19 protein-coding genes are annotated in these 15,537 nt (G+C 64.8%); 9 read left to right on the plus strand and 10 right to left on the minus strand.

Translation table 11 applies throughout. The features are described 5' to 3' along the window. Positions 1 to 164: 164 nt before the first annotated feature. The 3 genes from ASS64_RS05780 to ASS64_RS05790 all read right to left on the minus strand — a co-directional run bounded on the left by ASS64_RS05780 (position 165) and on the right by ASS64_RS05790 (position 2,036). Entirely contained in the window at positions 165 to 455 is a 291-nt protein-coding gene (locus tag ASS64_RS05780) for a type II toxin-antitoxin system RelE/ParE family toxin (RefSeq protein WP_067691247.1), read from the minus strand. Next, positions 448 to 702 carry a type II toxin-antitoxin system ParD family antitoxin gene (locus tag ASS64_RS05785; RefSeq protein WP_067691248.1) on the minus strand — a complete coding sequence of 85 codons (255 nt, stop codon included), beginning with the start codon at positions 700 to 702 and terminating at the stop codon, positions 448 to 450. Before ASS64_RS05785 ends, ASS64_RS05780 begins: the two co-directional genes overlap by 8 nt. 194 nt (positions 703 to 896) lie before the next feature. Continuing rightward, the gene (locus tag ASS64_RS05790) at positions 897 to 2,036 is read right to left on the minus strand and encodes a site-specific DNA-methyltransferase (protein WP_067691249.1); all 1,140 of its coding nucleotides are present in this window, start codon (positions 2,034 to 2,036) and stop codon (positions 897 to 899) included. 419 nt (positions 2,037 to 2,455) lie between these two features. Here ASS64_RS05790 and ASS64_RS05795 point away from each other — a divergent pair, with 419 nt between their 5' ends. Next, the gene (locus ASS64_RS05795; RefSeq protein ID WP_067691252.1) at positions 2,456 to 2,668 is read left to right on the plus strand and encodes a cold-shock protein; all 213 of its coding nucleotides are present in this window, start codon (positions 2,456 to 2,458) and stop codon (positions 2,666 to 2,668) included. Between the two features lie 76 nt (positions 2,669 to 2,744). Beyond that, a complete protein-coding gene (locus ASS64_RS05800; protein WP_067691640.1) occupies positions 2,745 to 2,954 on the plus strand; it encodes a hypothetical protein in 210 nt (69 codons plus the stop codon). A 12-nt stretch (positions 2,955 to 2,966) separates the two neighbouring features. Here the strand turns inward: ASS64_RS05800 and ASS64_RS05805 are convergent, their stop codons facing one another. Next, entirely contained in the window at positions 2,967 to 3,527 is a 561-nt protein-coding gene (locus tag ASS64_RS05805; protein ID WP_067691253.1) for a DUF421 domain-containing protein, read from the minus strand. A 69-nt stretch (positions 3,528 to 3,596) separates the two neighbouring features. Beyond that, positions 3,597 to 4,232, minus strand: a complete 636-nt coding sequence (locus ASS64_RS05810; RefSeq protein WP_067691254.1) for a ribonuclease HII — start codon at positions 4,230 to 4,232, stop codon at positions 3,597 to 3,599. On the opposite strand from ASS64_RS05810, the gene ASS64_RS05815 reads away from it, so the two are divergent. The 6 genes from ASS64_RS05815 (at position 4,231) to ASS64_RS05840 (ending at position 9,382) form a co-directional block, all read left to right on the plus strand. Further along, positions 4,231 to 5,394: a PQQ-dependent sugar dehydrogenase gene (locus tag ASS64_RS05815; protein ID WP_067691255.1), complete on the plus strand. Its 1,164-nt coding sequence runs from the start codon at positions 4,231 to 4,233 to the stop codon at positions 5,392 to 5,394. The two genes, ASS64_RS05810 and ASS64_RS05815, sit on opposite strands and share 2 nt — an antisense overlap. Positions 5,395 to 5,443: 49 nt before the next feature. Next, a complete protein-coding gene (locus ASS64_RS05820; protein WP_067691258.1) occupies positions 5,444 to 5,965 on the plus strand; it encodes a GNAT family N-acetyltransferase in 522 nt (173 codons plus the stop codon). A 197-nt stretch (positions 5,966 to 6,162) separates the two neighbouring features. Further along, positions 6,163 to 6,711: a DUF1285 domain-containing protein gene (locus tag ASS64_RS05825; RefSeq protein WP_067691259.1), complete on the plus strand. Its 549-nt coding sequence runs from the start codon at positions 6,163 to 6,165 to the stop codon at positions 6,709 to 6,711. Beyond that, a complete protein-coding gene (locus ASS64_RS05830) occupies positions 6,708 to 7,301 on the plus strand; it encodes a CoA pyrophosphatase (protein WP_067691260.1) in 594 nt (197 codons plus the stop codon). The genes ASS64_RS05825 and ASS64_RS05830 overlap by 4 nt, the downstream gene beginning before the upstream one ends. Before the next feature lie 116 nt (positions 7,302 to 7,417). Further along, positions 7,418 to 8,593 (plus strand): CCA tRNA nucleotidyltransferase, encoded by a 1,176-nt coding sequence (locus ASS64_RS05835; protein WP_067691263.1) that lies wholly within the window; start codon positions 7,418 to 7,420, stop codon positions 8,591 to 8,593. 231 nt (positions 8,594 to 8,824) lie between these two features. Further along, positions 8,825 to 9,382: a hypothetical protein gene (locus tag ASS64_RS05840; RefSeq protein WP_067691264.1), complete on the plus strand. Its 558-nt coding sequence runs from the start codon at positions 8,825 to 8,827 to the stop codon at positions 9,380 to 9,382. 110 nt (positions 9,383 to 9,492) lie between these two features. Here ASS64_RS05840 and parC read toward each other — a convergent pair whose 3' ends face one another. Then, positions 9,493 to 11,790, minus strand: a complete 2,298-nt coding sequence (parC, locus tag ASS64_RS05845; RefSeq protein ID WP_067691266.1) for a DNA topoisomerase IV subunit A — start codon at positions 11,788 to 11,790, stop codon at positions 9,493 to 9,495. 98 nt (positions 11,791 to 11,888) lie between these two features. Here parC and ASS64_RS05850 point away from each other — a divergent pair, with 98 nt between their 5' ends. Next, positions 11,889 to 12,446: a type 1 glutamine amidotransferase domain-containing protein gene (locus ASS64_RS05850; protein WP_067691267.1), complete on the plus strand. Its 558-nt coding sequence runs from the start codon at positions 11,889 to 11,891 to the stop codon at positions 12,444 to 12,446. Between the two features lie 67 nt (positions 12,447 to 12,513). On the opposite strand, the gene ASS64_RS05855 is transcribed toward ASS64_RS05850, so the two are convergent. From ASS64_RS05855 to ASS64_RS05870, 4 genes are all read right to left on the minus strand, one after another. After that, positions 12,514 to 13,599 carry an alpha-amylase gene (locus tag ASS64_RS05855; RefSeq protein ID WP_067691269.1) on the minus strand — a complete coding sequence of 362 codons (1,086 nt, stop codon included), beginning with the start codon at positions 13,597 to 13,599 and terminating at the stop codon, positions 12,514 to 12,516. Between the two features lie 61 nt (positions 13,600 to 13,660). Beyond that, positions 13,661 to 14,083 carry a hypothetical protein gene (locus ASS64_RS05860; RefSeq protein ID WP_067691270.1) on the minus strand — a complete coding sequence of 141 codons (423 nt, stop codon included), beginning with the start codon at positions 14,081 to 14,083 and terminating at the stop codon, positions 13,661 to 13,663. A 48-nt stretch (positions 14,084 to 14,131) separates the two neighbouring features. After that, positions 14,132 to 14,461, minus strand: coding sequence for a 2Fe-2S iron-sulfur cluster-binding protein (locus tag ASS64_RS05865; protein WP_067691272.1), 330 nt, complete (start codon positions 14,459 to 14,461; stop codon positions 14,132 to 14,134). After that, positions 14,458 to 15,534 carry a cysteine desulfurase family protein gene (locus ASS64_RS05870; protein WP_067691273.1) on the minus strand — a complete coding sequence of 359 codons (1,077 nt, stop codon included), beginning with the start codon at positions 15,532 to 15,534 and terminating at the stop codon, positions 14,458 to 14,460. Before ASS64_RS05870 ends, ASS64_RS05865 begins: the two co-directional genes overlap by 4 nt. Positions 15,535 to 15,537: the final 3 nt, after the last annotated feature.

The raw sequence follows: 15,537 nt of genomic DNA on the forward strand, positions 1-15,537 counted from the left end.
TACACGGTCCATTGGGAAAAAAGTGGCGGAGGGGATTCGAGGCGAACGGCGCAGCGGGTGCGAGGCGATGAGGCGCTGGATCATGCGCGCGGTGTTAGCGGGTTGGAGAGGAGTAGGACAGAGACCGTCCATCGATCTTCACACGCAACGAGAACAGTACCCGATCACAGGTGTCGCTCGAAGTCCATGCGGTGGTGGAGCACCCGCACTATGAGGATATGATCCTCGTCGGCGAGATAGAATACGACATGCGCTTGCTGGCGTATCCGGCGAAGACCGGGCGACACCTCCTCGGCACTGCGCCCAAGCATCGGATTGACCAGGAGGGAATCGAAGCACGCTTGCAACTGGTCCCGATACCGGCGCGCCTGGTCGACGCCGAAACCGGCGATGGTATAATCGGCGATGTTGGCAACGTCGCCTGCAGCCTTGCGGCTGAGCCGCAGTTCACGCATCCGCAGCGCCCGCGCGAGTCTCCGCCTCGGCCCAAATCGCATCGAGCGACTGGTCCGACACCCCGCTCTCCAGCCCCTCCGCGATTGCCTGCTTCAACCCGGCAAGCTTCGCCTGCCCCTCCTGATCGCGGCGCACGAGATCGCGGATATATTCGCTATCGTTGGTGAATGCCCCGCGCGCGATCTGGCGCTTGATCCAGGCATCCTGCTTGTCGCTGAGCGTGATGGTCTTGCGGATGGTGGGCATGGGTGGCTCCTCTCGGAAGCGAGGTATCATACTATTGGTGCAGGCGGCAATTGGGGACTTGATCTATCCTAGCTACCCGTCACCCCGGCCACCGAGCCGGGGTCCAGCTTCTCTTCAAGGCGCGGCATGCCGCCACCACGAAGCCGGACCCGGATCAAGTCCGGGGCGACGCGACCCCGTCGCCAGTCGCGCCCTCAATCCTCCACCGCCAGCAGATACAGCTGCCGCGCGGCGTCGATCGGCTTGACCTCGCCCTGGATCTCGTAGTGCCAGAAGGTCCAGCCGTTGCAGCTCGGCGCGCCCTGTAGCTCCTTGCCGAGGCCGTGGATGCTGCCGGTCTGTTTTTCATGGGCGAGCGAGCCGTCCGCACGTACCGTCGCCGTCCAGCGGCGCTTCTTGTCGAAGACCTGCGTGCCCGGGATGATATAGCCGTTCTCGACCAGCGCGCCGAAGGCGACCTTGGGCGCGGTCTTGCGGCTCTGCATCGTGGTGAGCGCGCTTTCATCGAGCGGGAGTTCCTTCTCGATCCGCTTGTAGGCGGCGTCGCGATATCCGTCTTCGCGCTCGCAGCCGATCCATGATCTCCCCAGGCGTTTGGCCACCGCGCCGGTCGTGCCGGTGCCGAAGAAGGGGTCGAGCACCACGTCGCCGCGCTCGGTGGTCGAGAGCAGCACGCGGTAGAGCAGCGCTTCGGGTTTCTGCGTCGGGTGGACCTTGTGCCCGCCCTCCTTCAGCCGCTCCGCGCCGTTGCAGATCGGCAGGACCCAGTCGCTGCGCATCTGGAGCTCGTCGTTGAGCGTCTTCATCGCGCGATAGTTGAAGTGATACTTCGCCTTCTCGCCCTGGCTGCACCACAGCAGCGTCTCATGCGCGTTGGTGAAGCGCGTGCCGCGGAAATTGGGCATGGGGTTCGACTTGCGCCAGACGATGTCGTTGAGAATCCAGAAGCCCAAATCCTGCAGGATCGCGCCGACGCGGTAGATGTTGTGATAGCTGCCGATCACCCACAGCGCGCCGTCGGGCTTCAGGATGCGCTTGGCCTCGGTCAGCCATTCGCGGGTGAACTTGTCGTACAAGGCGAAGCTGTCGAACTGGTCCCAGTGGTCGGTCACCGCGTCGACATGGCTGCCGTCGGGGCGGTTGAGATCGCCGCCGAGCTGGAGATTGTATGGCGGATCGGCGAAGACGAGGTCCACGCTGGCATCGGGGATCGAGCGCATCGCCTCGACGCAATCGCCGTCGAGGATATGCCCGAGCGGCAGCAGCTCTCTCGGCGTTTTCGTTTGTTTTACAGCCGCTTTCGCGCGACTCTTCGTGGTCGTGATGACCCCCATGATGCATACCCCTGTCCGTAGTTATCCACAGGGTGAGTCCAAATGGATTCCCGGTCAAGCACGAAAATCCTGCCACACGATGGTTAACGCCCGGTTGCGCAGAGAGAACAGAAGGTGTCCGGCACAAGATATTGAGTCTGCGGCGAATCTGCGGACTCAACATGGTGCGGTGTGGCACCGGGGACTCAATCGCCGGGCGGATTAATCGTTAGGCGAAACCGGCCGAGCCTGTTAGGAGGTGCGTGCTGACGTCGAAATTTGCGACGGACTTCGGATTTTGACGACCGCCGCTTGCCCGCGCACCGCGCATGGGGCCCCGGCGTAAACCAGACGACGACTTCCTTTCATCGGACGATTTGATGCACGACCACGCCGCATGTCGCGGCGGGCAACCCAATGCGTTCTCGAAAGGAACCAGTATGAGCAAGACCGGAACCGTAAAGTTCTTCAACACCGACAAGGGCTATGGCTTCATCCAGCCCGACGACGGTTCGGACGACAGCTTCGTCCACATCAGCGCCGTGCAGGCCGCCGGCATGCATACGCTCGATAAGGACCAGCGTCTCAACTACGAAGTCGAAACCGGGCGCAACGGCAAAGCCAGCGCGGTGAACCTGTCGGCTGCCGACTGATCTTAATCCGGTCGCGCGCCGCTTCCTCCCGGATGGCGGCGCGCGGCATTTCCTCCATTCCAGCCGGAGCTGCATGATGGCCAGTCAGACATACGAGTTCTACGCCGCACGCGCTGCTGAGGCCGCGGCGGACGCGAAGGCCGCCACGCTCGACAATGTGCGCGAACGCGCCCTCAGGTCCGAAGCGACCTGGCAGGCGCTGGCCGACCAGGCCCGCTCCGTGGCCGAGCAGCGCCGCAAGATCGAGGCCAAGAAAGCCGCCGAGCGCGAGGCCGAAGCCTCCTAGCCTGCTCCGCGACTAGCTCTTCGCGGTTTCGCGCTCTTCCAGGCTTTCGGGCTTGACGACATGGACCATCGTATCGGCATCGCGGAGCGCGACATCCTGCTTCGGGATAACCGTAAGCCGCCCGTCGGTCTCGAGAACCACCCAATTGACGTTGTTGGTGGTATGACCATGCTCGCGCAGGGCGCTGCAAATCTCTTCTTCCGATATGCGTGTGCGCCGCATGGCCTGTTCGACGAATTCGCCCTTGTGAACCAGCATGGTAGGCTTGGTCTTGACCAGCCGCGCAACCCAGTCGAACCGCAGCACCAGCCACGTGAGCATGAATTGCAAGATCATGATGGTGCCGATCGCGGCGACCGCACGCAGTGCGGGGACGCTGTCGAGCAATATCCCCGAGGCAGCCAGGCTCCCGACGGTGATATTGATGATCCAGTCGAAATTGTTGAGCTGCGAAGTCGAGCGCTTGCCGATCAACCGCACCAGCATCACGATCAGGATGTAAAACAGCACCGCCGATAGAACGGTATCGACCATATCGTTCCAGTTGCCGAACCAATCCGCGGTGTCATCCATGTCGCACTCCCTCGCTGTGCCTCTTCAGCGATTGGCACGGCGGCGAAGTTCCCATCACCTTCCGGCGTATCAGCCCGTCGCGAACAGATCGCATTGCGCGACCGGCGCGAAGCTCTTGCGGTGCAGCGGTGTCGGGCCATGGGTGCGCAGCGCGTCCATATGCGCTTTCGAACCATATCCCTTGTTGCGATCCCAGCCGTATTGGGGATGCGCATTCGCTGCCTCGCACATCAGTCGGTCGCGGTATTCCTTGGCGAGAATCGAAGCGGCGCCGATGCACTTCTCCTTGCCGTCGCCGCCGACGATCGGGCGCGCATCGGCCCAGCGCCAGTCGGGATGGCGCCCTTGCGGGGTCATGTTGCCATCGATAAACACCGCCTCGGGTTCGCGCCCCAACGCCGCGACCAGCCGCTGCGTCGCCAGCGTCATGGCCAGCATGGTCGCGGCGAAAATGTTGAGCCGGTCGATTTCCGCGGGCCCGACCGCCGCCAGCCCCCAGGCACAGTTTTCGCGGATTTGCGGCTCGAGCAGGGAACGCCGCTTCGCCGAAAGCTTTTTTGAGTCATCGAGGCCGGTCGGTGCGGGCTTGCACAGCACCACCGCGGCCGCCACTACGGGTCCGGCCAGCGGCCCGCGCCCCGCCTCGTCGACGCCGACGATCAGGGGCGCTTCTCCGAGGCCGCAATCGGGAGTTGAATGAAACATGCGCATGTCCGTCCTCGTCGTCACCCTATCCCCGCTGGTCCTGCTCGCAAGCTGCGGCAACGGCTATTCCACCGATGGCAACACGCAGGCCGTTTCGACGCCCGCTCCCGGCGACACGACATTCGACGGCACGTTCGCGATCACCGAACACGGCAGCTACGAGGAACCCTGGGCGGCCGCCTTCGCGCCGGGCACCGGGGTGATCTTCTTCACCGAGAAGGGCGGCACGGTGCGCGGTTACGACACGGCCGGCGGCCGGGCGATCACCGTGTCGGGCGCACCCCAGGTCGACTACGGCGGCCAGGGCGGGCTGGGCGACATCGCTTTCCTGCCGAGCCAGGCCGCCGATACGCTGGAAACGCGCACGATCTATCTCAGCTGGGCCGAAGCGGGCGATGGCGATACGCGCGGCGCGGTGGTCGGGCGCGGCGAGCTGATCTGCGAAGAGGCCGATGCCTGCCGCATCGAGGGTCTCGACGTGATCTGGCGCCAGGCGCCCAAGGTCACCGGCCGCGGCCATTACTCGCATCGCATCGTGTTCAGCCCCGACGAACGGTATATGTTCGTCGCCAGCGGCGACCGGCAAAAGCTCGATCCGGCGCAGGACAATGGCAACACGCTGGGTACGATCGTGCGGCTCAACCTCGACGGTACGCCCGCCGCGGGCAATCCGGTGGGCGAGCAGATCTGGTCCTACGGCCATCGCAACATCCTCGGCATGGATTTCGACGCCGAGGGGCGCCTGTGGGAGATCGAGCACGGTCCAGCAGGCGGCGATGAGCTCAACATCGTCCAGCGCGGCGCGAATTACGGCTGGCCGACGCGATCGAACGGCGATCACTACAATGGCGATCCGATCACCGATCACAGCGCGGACGATGGCTTCGTCAAGCCTGTGCTCGGCTGGACCCCGGTCATCGCGCCGGGCAACATGACTTTCTACCGCGGCGATCTGTTCGATGGCATGCAGGGCGATCTGATAATCTCGGGCCTCAGGAGCCAGGCGCTGGTGCGCGTTGCCGTCGATGGCGACACGGCGCGCGAGATTGCCCGCTACGAGATGGACAATCGCATCCGTTCGGTGATCGAAGGGCCCGACGGCGCGCTCTGGGTGCTCGAGGATGGCGACGGCGGACGGCTGCTCGAACTTCGCCCCGGCTAAGCCAAATTTGATCGACTCGGCCGCCCTGCGCGCCTAATCGGCGCGGCCCATGGCGACGCTCGTTCCCCTTTCCGCAATCGACCCGGTACTGGTCGAGGATCTGCTCGACGCCTCCTTTGGCGAAGGGCGGCAGGCACGTACGGCCTATCGCATCCGCGAAGGACTGGACTGGCTCGAGGGTTTGAGCTTCGCGGTGCTCGACGAGGAGGACTACCTCGCGGGCACGATCCAGCTCTGGCCGGTGGCGCTCACCGATCCCCAAGGCCGCGCGCATCCGATGATCATGGTCGGCCCCGTCGCCGTCATGCCCGGGCGGCAGGGCGAAGGCTTCGGCAAGGCGTTGATGGCGGCCAGCCTCGGCGCGATCGACGCCGGCTTCGACGATGGCGCCGCCCCGCTGCCGCAGGTGATGATCGGCGATCCGGACTATTACGGCCGCTGGGATTTCGTCGCCGACCACACCGGTGGCTGGCATTGCCCCGGCCCGTTCGAAAAGGCCCGCCTGTTGGCGCGTAGCGGAAATCCCGCAATCCTGCCTGCCGAGGGCATGTTGGGGCCGTGGAATCCTTGATGCGTGCGTGAAGCGCTTCCGCGCTTCCCTTTCGGCTGTTCCATCCCACGCCCCCTCCCGGGCACCCACGGCACGGTATTCTATGGGTGGCCGGGAGGGGGCGTGGGATGGAACAGCAAGGTCGGGACGGATGTCCTGACCGTACGCAACAAGAACCTCCATTGTTTCTCCCCGCCCCTTCTGCCATCGCTCGCTTCGTGCCCTACACGCCTCCCCCAGAACTCGCCGGACTGTCGCTCGCCCAGATCGCCGAGGCGGTCGCAGAGCGCAAATTACCGCCGGTCGAACAGTGGTCGCCCGAAAACGTCGGCGAAAGCCACATGCGCATTGCCGCCGACGGGACCTGGTACCACGAGGGTTCGCCGATCACGCGCCCCGCCATGGTCCGCGCTTTCGCCGGCCTGCTCACTCGCGAGAAGGATGGCAGCTATTGGCTGGTCATGCCCTACCAGAAGCTCGCCATCGAAGTTGAAGACGCCTGCTTCATCGCTACCGATGTCAGCGAAACCGAGGGTGACCTGGCATTTCGCATCAACACAGACGAGCTGGTGGTGGCCGGACCCGAGAACCCGCTCCGCGCGGCCGGCGATATGGATCAGCCCGCGCTCTACATCCATGTGCGCCGCGGGTGCGAGGCGCGGCTCAACCGCTCGACCTATGAGCAACTGGCGCGCATCGCGCTGGAGCATGGCGACGACTGGACCGTGAGGAGCGGCGGCGAGCGGTTCACTTTGCTGCCCGCATGAGCGCGATCTTCAACCGACTGACCCAACTTTTCGAACATGGCCATGCGCGCGATGTGGGGGACCTCATGTCGGACAGCCGGTTTGCCGACCTCGACCGCACCGCCGATGCCGCCGTTCTGATAGCGGTGACCGAACAGCCGGACCCCACCGTGCTGCTGACCCAGCGCCCGCGCACCATGCGCGACCATCCCGGCCAGGTCGCCTTTCCCGGCGGCAAGCTCGATGCGGGCGAGGATGCGGTAGAGGCCGCGTTGCGCGAAGCGTGGGAGGAACTGGCGATCGCACCCGAGCAGGTGCGGATCGTCGGCACGACCGACCGCTACCAGACGGGCACGGGGTTCGACATCACGCCGGTCCTCGCCACCGTGCCGCACGACCTGCCGATCCGCCCCGACCCGCGCGAGGTCGAAAGCTGGTTCGAATGCCCGCTCGACAAGCTGATGGATGCATCGCGATGGAGCCGCAACGAGGTCTTCTGGAAAGGGGCGATGCGCGAATATCTCGAGATGGATCACGAGGGCTACAGGATATGGGGCGTCACTGCGGCGATCTGCTGGAATCTGTCGCGCCGGATCGCATGGCTGGACTGAGACAGGCTGGACTTCCCGTTCGCCCCGAGCTTGTCGAAGGGCCGCACTTCACTTAGGCGCTGCGCAAGAAGAACCGGGACTGCACTTCGGCAAGTTCCGCACGAACGGGATATGTTTTGACTCAGTTGCCGAAAGCCGATTGGACGCAGCGCGCAAGCCTCGCGAAACTGGTCGAGGCGCTGGGAGCGGAGGATATCCGCTGGGTCGGTGGCTGTGTGCGCGATACGCTGCTGGGCCACGACGCCAACGACATCGATGCGGCCACGCGGCACCTGCCCGCAACCGTGATCGACCGCTGCAAGGCAGCCGGCATCCGCACCGTCCCGACGGGCATCGACCACGGCACAATTACCGCGATATTCGAGGACGGTCTCGTCGAAATCACGACTCTGCGCCGCGACGTCGCGACCGACGGCCGGCGCGCAACGATCGCCTTCAGCGAGGAATGGCAGGACGATGCCGCGCGACGCGATTTCACCATCAACGCGCTCTACGCCCATCCCGATACGCTTGCGATCGGCGACTATTTCGGCGGGCTGGAGGATCTTGCCGCACGGCGCGTTCGCTTTATCGGCGATGCGGCAACCCGGATCAGGGAAGACCATCTGCGCATCCTGCGCTATTTCCGCTTCGCCACGCGCTTCGGCGACGATTGGGACGAAGAGGCGAGCAAAGCCTGCAGCGAGCTTGCGGCGACGCTCAAAGGCCTCAGCCGCGAAAGGGTCGGCCAGGAACTGCAGAACCTGCTGAACCTGCCCGATCCGTCCGCCACTCTCGCCAGAATGCGCGAACTGGGCGTACTCGAGGAAGTGTTACCCGAGAGCGGGCGGCGCGAGGTCGAACAACTCGCCACCCTTGTCGGCGCGGAGCAGAAGGCAGGTATCGCTCCCGATCCGATGCGCCGCCTGGCCGCGCTGCTTCCGGCAATCGTCTCGGTCGCGGAGACCGTGGCCGCGCGCCTGCGCCTGTCGCGCAGGCAGCGCGACAGGCTGATCTGCGTCGCTCGTCGCGAGCTCGCCGATGGCAAGCACCCGCACGGGCTCGCTTACGTGGTCGGGCACGACTGCGCGCTCGACCGCCTGCTGCTGATCGGCAGCGACCCGGCCCCCATCATCGGCTGGCAAGCTCCCACTTTCCCGCTCAAGGGTGGCGAGATCGTCGCACGTGGGGTCGGCCAGGGTCCCGAGGTCGCGCGCATGTTGCAGCGTATCGAGAAACGCTGGATCGAGGAGCATTTCCCGCCCCGCGCGCGCGTCGAAGAACTGCTCGAAGAAGAGCTCTTGGCACGCTGAACGAGCGCTTCGGCCCGGCTTAAGCCTGGCTTAAGGTGCAATGCAGCATAAGTGTCACGCGGTTGCAAAACGACGCAATTCGTGAAATAGAGCCCGCGTTCTCCCGGAGGGGGACTGCGGGTGGTGCGGATTACCACTCTTGCCCGCTCTTTCCATTTTGGTCGGTTTCCATGCGCGTTTCGCGCGTAGGGGAACCGCGTATTTCGAATAACAAAGCCTTGGAGTTGCATTATGAATATCGCGAAGCTGGCCCTTGCCGCTGCCGCCCTCACCACCACCGCTGCTGTCGCACCGGGCGTTGCAATCGCGCAGGAAGCTGCCGCTTCGGTGACCGCCGGCGCCACCGTCTACGGTAACGACGGCATGGAAATCGGCACCGTCGAAAGCATCGATGGCGAAACGGCCATCCTCGTCGTCGACGACATGAAGGCCCCTGTCCCGGCTGCCGCTTTCGGCACCAATGAAAAGGGCGCCTCGCTCAACGCGACCAAGGCACAGATCGTCGGCATGCTTCAGGCGGCCCAGAAGCAGGCCATTGCCGCACGCGACGCCGCGCTGGTCGTCGGCGCCGCCGCCGTCACCGCCAAGAACGCGCCGCTCGGCACCGTTCTCGAAATCGACGGCGACAATGTCATCATCGCCCGCGGTGGCGACGAGATGGCGAAGGTCACCCTGCTTCGCGAGCACTTCGCAGCCGGCCCGAACGGCGAGTTGATGGCGCTGCTGACCAACGCCCAGATCGATGCAGCCATGGCTGCATCGGCACCGGCTGCCGACAGCGCCGGCTGATTTACAGGATACCCTTGGACGGGGTCAAAAAGAGCCGGAGGCGAGCGATCGCCTCCGGCTTTTGTTTTGCGTGGAGCTCGGCATCTTCTTCCCTACCGCACGCCGGAACCTCAGAATGTGTTGTCCCGCGGAAAGCCCTGCGGCGGGAGTCGGCCCGCCCCGCCGCGCGCGACCTTCCATTGCCACATCTCGTTCTCGGTCCGCGTGCGATCGCCCTTGCCGCCCATCTGCCATGAAAGGCCCTCGGCCAGAGTGAAGGTGGTCGCATCCGACAGGCCGCCATCGCGATAGTTCTGGAGCTTGACCCCTTGGCCCTTGGACAGGGTGGGTAGTTCCTCGAGGTTGAAGACCACCAGCTTGCGGTTGTCGCCGACCACTGCGACGTGATCGTGTTCCGCCGCTATGGGTCGAACCACCTTGAGCCGCGCATCATCCTTCAAGTTGACGACCTGCCGGCCCTTACGGGTTTCGGCGAGCAGCTCGTCGGTCGTGGTTGCGAAGCCCTTGCCGGTGCTCGCCGCGAGCAGCAGGCGCTTGCCCTCCTCGTGCACCACCACCGCCACGATCTGCGCGCTGGCATCGATGTCGAGCGTGTTGCGCAGCGGTTCGCCGAAACCGCGCGCCCCGGGCAGCTTGTCCGCACCCAAGGTGAAGAACCGCCCCATGTCGGTCGCCAGCAACAACTTGTCGGTGGTTTGCGCGTGAAGCACAAAGGCGGGCCCGTCGCCTTCCTTGTACTTGAACTCCTGGTCGAGCGGCAGGTGGCCCTTGGCCCCGCGGATCCAGCCCTTCTGCGACAGGATGACCGTGACCGGCTCCTTCTCGATCATCGCATCCATGCTGAACTCGACCGCGGGCGCGGCTTCCTCGATCGTGGTGCGGCGGCGGCCGAGCTCGGTTTCGGGCCCGTATTCCTTGCGCAAGGCATTGAGGTCGCGCTTCAGCCGCGTGCGCTGACGCGCGGGGCTGCCGAGCAGTTTCTCGAGCTCGTCCTGTTCCTTGAGCAGCTCGTCCTTCTCGTTTCTGAGCTGCATTTCCTCCAGCTTGCGCAGGCTGCGCAGCCGCATGTTGAGGATCGCCTCGGCCTGCCGGTCGGTGAGCTTGAATTCCTCCATCATCACCGGCTTGGGCTCGTCTTCGGTGCGGATGATTTCGATCACCCGGTCGAGATTGAGGAAGGCGATGATATAGCCTTCGACCAGCTCCAGCCGCCGGGCGATCTGGTCGAGCCGATGCTGGCTGCGGCGCTGGAGGATGTCGATCTGGCTGGCGATCCAGTGGGTGAGCAGCTCCTTCAGCCCCATCACCATCGGCGTGCGCCCGGCGTCGAGCACGTTGAGGTTGAGCCCGAAACGCGTTTCGAGATCGGTCAGCTTGTAGAGGCTTTCCTTGAGCAGTTCGGGATCGACATTGCGGCTGCGCGGGACCAGCACGATGCGGATCTGCTCGTCGCTCTCGTCGCGCACATCCTCGAGGATCGGCAGCTTCTTGTCGGCGATCGCGGCGGCGATCTGTTCGATCAGCTTGCCCTTGGCGACCTGGTAGGGGATCTCGCTGATGACGAGCTGCCACTGGCCACCGCCCAGCCGCTCGATTCCCGCCTCGCGATCCTCCGCCTTCTCCGCCTCGGCGGCATGGAAACGCCCGCGTACGCGGAAAGACCCGCGCCCGGTCTCATAGGCCTGGGCCACCGCCTCCGCGCTTTCGGCGACAATCCCGCCGGTGGCGAAATCGGGACCCTTAAACAGCTCCATCAGCCGCGCATGCTCGACATGCGGATTGTCGATCACCTCGAGCGTGGCATCGACGATTTCGGCGACATTGTGCGAGGGGATGTTCGTCGCCATGCCGACCGCGATCCCGCTGGCGCCATTGGCGAGAAGGTTGGGGAACAGGCCGGGAAAGATTTCCGGCTCCTGCTCCTCGCCATTGTAGGTCGGGATGAAATCGACCGTGCCTTCGTCCAACCCTTCCATCAGCCGCAGCGCGGTCCTGGTCAGGCGCGCCTCGGTATAGCGGTAGGCCGCCGCGTTATCGCCGTCGATATTGCCGAAGTTCCCCTGCCCCTCGACCAGCGGATAGCGCAAGGCGAAATCCTGCGCGAGGCGGACCATGGCGTCATAGACGCTGGCATCGCCATGCGGGTGGTACTTGCCGATCACGTCGCCCACCACGCGCGCCGATTTCTTGAATGCGCTGGACGGGTCGAGCTTCAACTGCCGCATCGCCCACAGCAGCCGGCGGTGGACCGGCTTCAGCCCGTCGCGCAGGTCGGGCAGCGAGCGTGCGGTGATCGTCGAGAGCGCATAGACGAGATACCGCTCCGACAGCGCGCTGTCGAAAGGGGCATCGACGATTGCGTCGAAGGGGTCTTTTTCGTCATCGAGAGCAGTTTCTTTGGCGGCCATGCGCCTTGCCCTATCACTGCCACGGCTCGCCTAGAAGAACGGAACGTCGCGCTTTCCCCACGCGTTGCAAAGGCAACACGAAATCAAGGAGCTAACCCATGACCAAGCGCGTAATGATCCTCGCCACCGACGGCTTCGAACAGTCCGAACTGATGAAGCCCAAGGCCAATCTGGAAAAAGCCGGAATCGAGACCGAAGTCGTGAGTCTCGAGAGCGGTGAAATCAAGGGCTGGCAGGATGGCAATTGGGGCGAAAGCGTCCGTGTCGACAAGACGGTCGACGAAGTTGCCAATTGCGAAGGCTATGACGCCCTGTTGCTTCCCGGCGGCCAGATGAACCCCGATATCCTGCGTATGAACGAACGCGCGATCGCGATCGTCCGCGAATTCGGCATGGCCGGCAAGCCGATCGCCGCGATCTGCCACGCACCGTGGTTGCTCGCCGAAGCGGGCCTCATCGACGGCAAGACCGTGACCGGCTGGCCCTCGATTCGTGCCGACCTGAAGAATGCTGGTGCGAACGTGGTCGACCAGGAAGTCGCAACAGATGGCCAGATCATCACCAGCCGCAATCCCGACGACATTCCCGCCTTCAGCAAGGCGCTGATCGATAGTCTGGGTGAAACCGTCGAACAGGCAGAACTCGAAGCCGCCTGATCCGGCACGACGCATTTCACAGCGAGGGCCCCGCCGCAGCGATGCGGCGGGGCTTTTGCATGGGCGATCAGAAGGCTTTCTGCCACCCCACGGTCAGGTTCCAGTCGGCCGCCATCTGCGGGCCGTTGAGATCCTGATAGATCGGCAGACCCAGTTCGATACCCAGTCGATGCCCGGCCAGCGCTCCATGCGTGCCGACGAGATTGACGCCGGCCAGCAGGTCGACGCGTTCGCCGCCCTGGAAATCGGGATTGGCAGTCTGCACCGGCCCCATGATGTTGGGATCGATTCCGTCTATGCGGCCCATGGTCCGCGCCTTGGCGCGACTCGACAGGCTGATCCACTGCGCAGGACGGTAGCTGGCCCAGGCGGTCGCCTCGTAAGTGTCACCAAAGGCATAGCCCCACTTGTTCGAATCGAGCCTGATCGAGGCGGCGGCCTGCGCCCCGAAACCGATCGCACCGCGGCGCGCCTTGTAGGTGAGCGCGGGCTCCAGGTCCCAGGTCCCCGTCCCCGCCTGCATCATATAGGGCACGCGTACTGTGGGCTGCATGCCCATCGGCGTGAGGACGGTGGCGGTCTCGTCGGTCGAGCCCGTCGGCAGGCTGATACCGGCCTTAAGGGTCAACTCGTCCGCCCTCATCGCGCCCGCCTCCGGAATGCCGATCAGCGGGAAAAGCGCGGCGACCTTGGTGTCACCCAAGGCCTTGGGATTGGTCTGGAAAGTGCCCAGGACGGTGGTGCCCATCCCGCCCTGGTAGGTGAGGTGGTCCATCTCTTTCTCGATATAGTGGCCCATCACCATCAGCGTGACCGCGTCCGACGGGGCATACATCATGCCGAGCATATACATGTCGGTGCGCATTTCGGTGGGCACGATACGCAGGGTGGGCGGCTGCATCGGCATGCCGGCAAAGCGGTTTGGCACGGTCGTCACGATAGTGTCGGCGGCGACATCGTCGGTGCCGATCTGGTTGCCGCTCATTTCCATATGCATGGCGCGGAAAGAGACCATGAATTCGCCCTGCTTGTGCGCGTGATCGGCCATCACGCCGATCGGCGCGTGATCGTCGGCATAGACATTGTGTGCATGGGCAAGCGTCGGAAGGGCGAGCGCCGCGAGGGCACCCGCGCAAGAAAGCACGTGTTTCATCGTAGATAATCCTGAATTGCAGAAGGAATGCACGCCGGCGTCGGGACGCCGCGCGGCGGGTTCAGGAGTGTCTGGGAGGGCCGGTCGACGGAGGCAGCGCGGCCGGGAATATGGTGGTCAGCGGGCTGGCAGGAAGCGGTTCGCTACGAGTGTAGGGCTGCACATCCGCCGACGCGACGGGGGAAGGCGGAACATCGGCCTGCGCCTGCGTCCCGTAGTCGCAGAACGCATTGCCCGCATCCGCCTCGGCCTTGTCGTCATCGTCGCCCGGCGCCGCGTGATGGTGGTCGTGATGGCCGGCCATCGCGCCGGTCTGTTGCCGGGAGTGCCGCGGACCGGCGAAGGAGCCGCTGCCGATGTCGGTCGAACCGGGACAGATCAGCAATGCGGGGCCGCCCGCCGCTGCGCCGGGCATGAACCCCGCAGGCGCGGTGGCAAAGGAAAACAGTGCCAGGAGGCACAGGATGGCAATACGCCGCGACACGGCCGCAGCCCTAGAATGCCACGCGCATATGGCAAGGCCTTAAGCTGCCTAGTACCGCCGCATGTCGTGGCTTTCGGCGGGGATGCGCACGGTCAGGCCGTCCATTTGCGCAGTCAGCTCGATCTGGCAGGACAGGCGGCTGGTGCGGGCGACACCGGCGGCGAGGTCGAGCATGTCCTCTTCCTCCTCGCTCGCCTCCTCCAGCCGGTCGAACCATTCGGGTGCGATGATCACGTGGCAAGTGGAGCAGGCCATCTGGCCCTCGCAGGTCCCCTCGAGCGGCAGCCCTGCCGCCTGCGCTACGCGCAGCAGGTTTTCGCCCGGCTCGGCCTCGGCAGTGACGGTCTCGCCCTGCGACGTGACGAATTCGATCTTCACAGTCCCTGCGCCTCCGCTGCCGCATTGATCTTGCCCGCCGCTTCCTCGATTTCCTCCGGCGTGGTGTAGCGCCCGAAGCCGAGGCGGATCGAGTTTTTCGCCTGCTTGTCCGACAGTCCGATGGCCTTGAGCACATGGCTCGGGCGACCTGATCCGCTGGCGCAGGCGCTGCCGGCGGAGAACATCACATCGCGCACATCGCTCATCAGGCGGGCGACATCCAGCCCCTTGCGGCGGATGTTGAGATTGCCGTGCCAGCGGGCCTCCTCGCTGCCGTTCAGGGCCCAATCCACAAAGAACTCGCGCGCACGCCGCCAGAGCTTTTCGACATGCTCGCGATCCTGTTCCATGCGGTCCTTGGCCTCGGCGGCGGCGGCGCCCATCCCCGCAATCAGCGCAGGGCTGAGTGTGCCCGAACGCAGGCCGAACTCCTGCCCGCCGCCGGTCTGTACCTCGTGCAGATCGAGCCCGTCGCGCACCCACAGCGCACCCACACCCTTGGGGCCGTGGAACTTATGCGCCGATATCGCGATCATGTCCGCGCCGGTCAGCTCGATCCGGCCATAGGCCTGCACCGCATCGCACAGGAACAGCGCGTTGTTTTCCTTGGCCTTGCGGTGCCATTCGATGGTCGGCTGGATGGTCCCGATCTCGTTGTTGACCTGCATGACGCATACCAGCCGCGTGTCGGCCGGAAGGTCCTGCTTGGTGTTGCATTGCCCGTTCTTGGCGACATTGAGCACATGGCTCTTACCCGCATCCTGCGCGGTATCGCCGACCGCCGAATGCTCGATCGCCGAATAGGAGACCGTGCCGCCCTGCCCCGACCCGCGAATGGCGAGATTGAGCGCCTCGGTCGCGCCGCCGGTGAAGATCACGCGGCCATTGGGCGGAAACAGCGCAGCAACCTGGTCGCGCGCCAGTTCGATCGCGGCCCTGGCCTGGCGGCCCATCCGGTGCGCGGAATGCGGATTTCCGAAACCGGTGCCGCCCGGCCCGTCGAGCCAGCGCAGCATCGCATCGCGCGCCTCGGGTGCGAGCGGGGTGGTGGCCTGGTAGTCGAGATAGATCATGCG

Origin of the sequence: Erythrobacter sp. AP23, assembly GCF_001542855.1 — a bacterium.
Classification (GTDB): domain Bacteria; phylum Pseudomonadota; class Alphaproteobacteria; order Sphingomonadales; family Sphingomonadaceae; genus Qipengyuania.